The organism is Arthrobacter sp. SPT-J7 (genome assembly GCF_059089965.1).
Window position 1 is genome coordinate 1 of record NZ_JBNHFF010000236.1, and the last position, 4,860, is coordinate 4,860.

Annotated in this window: 4 protein-coding genes; 1 reads left to right on the forward strand and 3 read right to left on the reverse strand. The window is 64.5% G+C overall.

All coding sequences use genetic code 11. From position 1 onward, the window contains the following. Positions 1-108 precede the first annotated feature (108 nt). The 3 genes from AC5RWX_RS30240 to AC5RWX_RS30250 form a co-directional block, all read right to left on the reverse strand. Positions 109-1,692 carry an alkaline phosphatase D family protein gene (locus AC5RWX_RS30240; protein WP_494099905.1) on the reverse strand — a complete coding sequence of 528 codons (1,584 nt, stop codon included), beginning with the start codon at positions 1,690-1,692 and terminating at the stop codon, positions 109-111. A gap of 140 nt (positions 1,693-1,832) precedes the next feature. After that, positions 1,833-3,635: an S-layer homology domain-containing protein gene (locus tag AC5RWX_RS30245; RefSeq protein ID WP_494099906.1), complete on the reverse strand. Its 1,803-nt coding sequence runs from the start codon at positions 3,633-3,635 to the stop codon at positions 1,833-1,835. Positions 3,636-3,966: 331 nt separating this feature from the next. Continuing rightward, complete coding sequence (locus AC5RWX_RS30250) at positions 3,967-4,344, reverse strand: TfoX/Sxy family protein (RefSeq protein WP_494099907.1); 378 nt, start codon at positions 4,342-4,344, stop codon at positions 3,967-3,969. A gap of 282 nt (positions 4,345-4,626) precedes the next feature. On the opposite strand from AC5RWX_RS30250, the gene AC5RWX_RS30255 reads away from it, so the two are divergent. Then, on the forward strand, positions 4,627-4,860 hold a 234-nt coding region (locus tag AC5RWX_RS30255; RefSeq protein WP_494099908.1), incomplete at its 3' end, for an SDR family NAD(P)-dependent oxidoreductase.

Genomic DNA, 4,860 nt, shown 5'->3' on the forward strand with positions numbered 1-4,860 from the left:
GGGGGGGGTTCGTGTCCCCCCACCCGGTGCGCGCGTGGTGTTTTTCAGCCCCCGACGGGCCCCGGCCGCTACGTGCTTAAGGGCTGGGCCGGTTTTTCCCGGGGCCGGTTACGCCTGAAGGCCGGGTACACCGTCCTGGATCTGGAACGATGCGAGGGTCCTGACCGGGGATCCCGGCGTCGTGACGTAGTCCAGCACCCGGAAGTCCGCGGTCATCGCATCCTTGGTGATCCGTGTGTTTACGTACCCGCGCGAATCGTTGTAGAACTTCAGGTGCGGGTTCCACGCCATCACCGGGTCAGTGGTGGAGCCGGAGCCGTTGCCGGTGGACGTGATGGACGTGCACACCAGCTCCGAACCGACTACCGGCGAGGCGGGATCCTTGTAGTCCACCTTGAGGTCGTTCGCCCAGTTGCGGTGCACGTCGCCGGTAAGGACGACGGCGTTGCGCACCTTCGCGTCCAGCCAGCCCTGGGTGATGCGGCGGCGGGAGGCGGCGTACCCGTCCCAGCCGTCCATCGAGACGTCGTCGACGTCCAGGGCCTGGGCGCGGTCCCGCTCGGCGAAGAACACCTGCTGGCCCAGGATGTCCCAGCGCTGGGTGGAGTTCTTGAATCCGTCCAGCAGCCACTTCTCCTGCCCGGTGCCGGTGATGGTGCGGTTTTCGGCGAGGCGCCCGGCAACATTCTTTTTCCAGCCGTCGCCGGCCAGCTGGTCGTCACGGTACTGCCGGGTGTCCATCATGTGGAAGTTGGCCAGCTGGCCCCACTGGATGGTGCGGTAGATCTTCATGTCGAAACCGGCGGGCACTGAAGATGCACGCAGCGGCATGTTCTCGTAGTACGCCTGGAACGCAGCCGCCCGGCGCTGGCGGAAGCGCTCCGTGCTGTCGTTGAGCTGGCCGGCGTCGCGGTTCTCCGGGACCTCGTCCGCCCAGTTGTTATCCACCTCATGGTCATCCCACACCACCAGCCACGGCGCGATCGCGTGCGCCGCCTGGAGATCGGCGTCGGACTTGTATTGGGCGTGCCGCTGCCGGTAGCCCTGCAGCGTGGTGGTCTCCGGGCCCTGGTGGTCGCGCGGGTTGCCGCCGCCGATCACGTAGCTGTCCTTCTTGTATTCGTAGAGGTAGTCGCCCAGGTGCAGGACCAGGTCCGGGTGGTCCTGGGCCAGGCGGCTGTAGGCGGTGAAGTAGCCGTGCTCGTACTGGGAGCAGCTGGCGAATGCCATGGCCAGCGCGGCCGGCGTCTCGTGCTGCGCCGGCGCAGTGAGCGTGCGCCCCACCGGACTGATGTGGCGGCCGCTGCGGAACCGGTAGAAGTATTCGCGGTTCGGCTTGAGGCCCTTCAGCTCCACGTGGACGGAGTGCGCGGTTTCGATCCTTGCGTGTTCGACGCCGCGGGCTACTACCTTGCGCATGGTGGAGTCCTCCGCGACTTCCCAGGCGACAGGGACCCGGCGGGCGGGCATGCCGCCCAGCCCGTCCTCGGCCAGGGGATCCAGCGCCAGGCGGGTCCAGAGGACGAAGCCGTCCGGCCACGGCTCGCCGGAGGCGATACCCAGCAGGAACGGATTGGTGCGGAGCCCGGCGTCGTCCGCGATGGAGGTGGCTACGGCGGCACCCGGCAGTGCGGCGACAAGGCCTGCCCCGAGGCCGGCTGAAATCAAGGATCTGCGTGAGATGTTGTCCATGCCCTCGACGGTATGGAGGCCGGTTGGACGGCTGCCAAGAGCGACGTGAATGGCCGGTTAACTACATGACAAGAGATCCTATGCATCCGTCACGATCATGTTGGGGCGGAAGCCGAGGGCAGTATGGCATCAAAAACGCCTTAAGGGCGGCAACCACCATGAGCTGCGAGGTAGGAGTCCGAGCGGTGGATGAAGGCGGCCATGGCTTCACGGGTAACGTCTCCCGCCGGGCGGTAGGTGCCGTCTGCCCAGCCGGTGGAGATGCCGGCAACGTTCATCCAAGAGATTTCCTGGTAGAAGGCGGACGAGGGTGTCATGTCTTTGAAGGGTGATACCGCTGGTGCCGCGGCGCCGGCGGCAGCCACATTGCAGTGTTTGCCGGCGTACCGGTTGAGGAACGCCGCCATGGCTTCTCGCGATATGGATTCACCGGGACGGTACGAGCCGTCGGCCCAGCCCGTGGCAAGTTCCGTGGCATCCATCCATGAAATGTGCTTGTAGAACGGATGGCCCGGCGGAACGTCGGAAAAGGGTGACTGGGACGGCGGGCTGTAGGCAGGGCTGCCGGCAAAGCGGTACATGAACGCTGCCATCGCTTCGCGGGTCATGGATTCATAGGGACGGTACGTGCCGTCCGCCCAACCGGTGCTGAGCCCGCGCTCGTGCATCCACTTGATGTCGGACTGGAAGCCTGAATCGCCGATGTCATTGAAGGGCAGGCCTGTGTTGATCGTGACACCGGCGGAGGAGTCGTTGATGTAATCCACGGTGACCTTCGTGCCGGCATGGGTGGTGAAGGTCTGGCCCGCCTGCCAAGTGTGGTTGGCTGCGTAGTAACCGGTGAAGGGCTTGGTGGAGGGCATCAGGACCACGGAGCTGGCAGCCGAGGAGCCTCCGGACTGAAGGATCTTCACGCCGCGGTTTCCATTGACTGCAGTGCTGGCGTCATAGCCGACCGGCAGCCGAAGCTCGATGTAGTACGTCTCCCCGCTTTTAGGGTCGGTGAACTTCACGGCGCGCTGCGCTTCAGTCCCGGCCCACGCCTTGAGGGTGTGGCGCGTGCTTCCGCTTGCAATGCCAAGATCGAGGACCTCATCGCCACGGCCGTACCCCCAGCGGTCCCAGAAGCTGGAGCTGAGCGCCGGCATCGCGTACTGAGCTGCGCCCATGATGTCGGTGGTGTCTCCGTATTCGCGGAGGGAGCAGGAGGGATCCGCGAACCCGCCTGAGCCGTTGGGGCCGACGTCAGGGATCCCGCTGCCGCACTGAAGGCTGTCTGCGTGCATGAGGCCCAAGACGTGCCCGAATTCGTGGGCCATGACATTGTTGGAGAACTTGCTGGGCATGGGCATCAGGATCCGCCCGCCAGCGTCGCCGCTGCTCGCGCCGAATCCGAGAGCCCCGCCCCAGAGTGAGGCGGTGGGTACGAACACGACCAGGGCCGTGTAGGGGCGGTTCACCCAGCCGATTTCCCGTGCCACTGTGGCGGAAATATCAAAGTAGGTCTGCCCCGAGGTTGCTGAGGAACGGAAACCTGCACGGACTGATTCAACGGACATGGACAACCGGTTGTTTGACATCGCTTTCCAGTAGTTACTGGTGGCTGTGACGCTGCTCTTGGCGGCCTCGATGGAGATCGAGTTGACCTGGGACGCAGTGGTGTCGGCCAGCTGTACGGTTACCAGCGTGATCTTGATGTCCCCCCGGCGGGCAAGTCCGGCGACCGATTGCTGCTGGAGGGATTCCGGTGCAAGGTTGCCTGACTCTACGGTCCCGCCTTCTGAAACGTGGACTGAGCGCGGTGTCCCAGGTACCTCGGTAACCGGTACGGTGTCGGGCGGAACGTCGGTGGCAGCGGATGCCGGGCCAGCGTTGGAAGGTACCAGGGCCGAAGAGAGGAGTAGTGCTGCGCACAGGAGAACAGGACGGAGGTGTAGACGCATGGTTGCTTTCGGGGAAAGGCACACCACAGATGGGTCTGTGTCCGGACGGAGCCTGCGCTGAGGAAGTCTCCACCTGTGTGCGGCAGAAAATTGGGTTGTCTTGCTGCGGCTGCCTTCGGGGGCGCCGGCGGCGGTGCGCTAGAGAATGCTGAGGGGTGGGTAGGGCCTGGACTCAGGCGGCTGCTGCGGAGCTGCCTGGCACGGCTGCGTCGTCACGTCAGAAGTCATGGAATTCCCCCACAGAATATTTCAGAGTCGCAGGAGGCGACAGAAGCCACACTAGCACCAGGTAGAACAAGCCCCCGCAGCCGTCTGCGGAAGACTCGGTGCCTCAAGTCCCGGTTTTGGAAGGTTTCCGCTCCTTCGGCGGCAAGCCGGCCACGTAGGCGTAGGCCTTTCCAATCCACGCCCTGGCACGGGCGTCGTCGCCGTCGCCCTCCTCGTTCCACATTTCCGGCAACCCGGTGTAGTCACCCATCGGGCGGTCGGCCGGCCTGAACGGAAGGGTCCGCTCTGAAGACTCGAGCAGGACGCGGTCCTCAGCGGAAAGTTTGATGCCGATGGTCGAGCCGAAGAGCCCGGCGAACATGTTGCCGTTCACGAATGCGCCCAGGTTCCCGAACATCGGCTTGACCACGACATCCGGAAGGTCCGGGACCAGGTTCCTGAACCGCTCCTTGTCACCGTCCGCAGCTTTCGGCATCTCCATGATGGTTCCCTCCCTCAGTTTGCATCCGGTCTGAGCAGGATATGCCGGGCAGGCTTTGTGGTACAGATCCGGGGCCGGTTCCCGAAAACGTCTAGTGCACAAACCCAGGTGGCCGTGGCGGTTCCGGAAAGGGCCAGTGAGGGGGCCTCGGCGGCGATATGTGGTTTGGATCACCCCCGGTTTGGATGGGTGGCGGGGAACACTTCGATGCCGGCCGGCGTTGTGCAAAGGCAACTCCTCTTTTATGGAGCGGCCTATCTTCCCCGAACTGAAGGACACTCCTTGACTCCTCGCACCATCGTGATAACCGGCGCCAGCGACGGCATTGGGGCAGCAGCGGCGCGGACGCTGGTTAAGGCGGGGGAGCAGGTGGTCGTCGTCGGCCGTTCCGAAGAGAAGACCCGCGCCATTGGCAAAGAGCTGAATGCCGACTACTTCGTCAGCGACTTCTCCGAGCTCGCGCAGGTTCGCTCCCTCGCCGCCCAGCTGAAGAGTGATTACCCGCGCATCGACGTC

Coding starts and splice junctions, on each gene's coding strand:
- AC5RWX_RS30240 (WP_494099905.1), bottom strand. CDS start 1,692: ATGGACAACATCTCACGCAGATCCTTGATTTCAGCCGGCCTCGGGGCA.
- AC5RWX_RS30250 (WP_494099907.1), bottom strand. CDS start 4,344: ATGGAGATGCCGAAAGCTGCGGACGGTGACAAGGAGCGGTTCAGGAAC.
- AC5RWX_RS30245 (WP_494099906.1), bottom strand. CDS start 3,635: ATGCGTCTACACCTCCGTCCTGTTCTCCTGTGCGCAGCACTACTCCTC.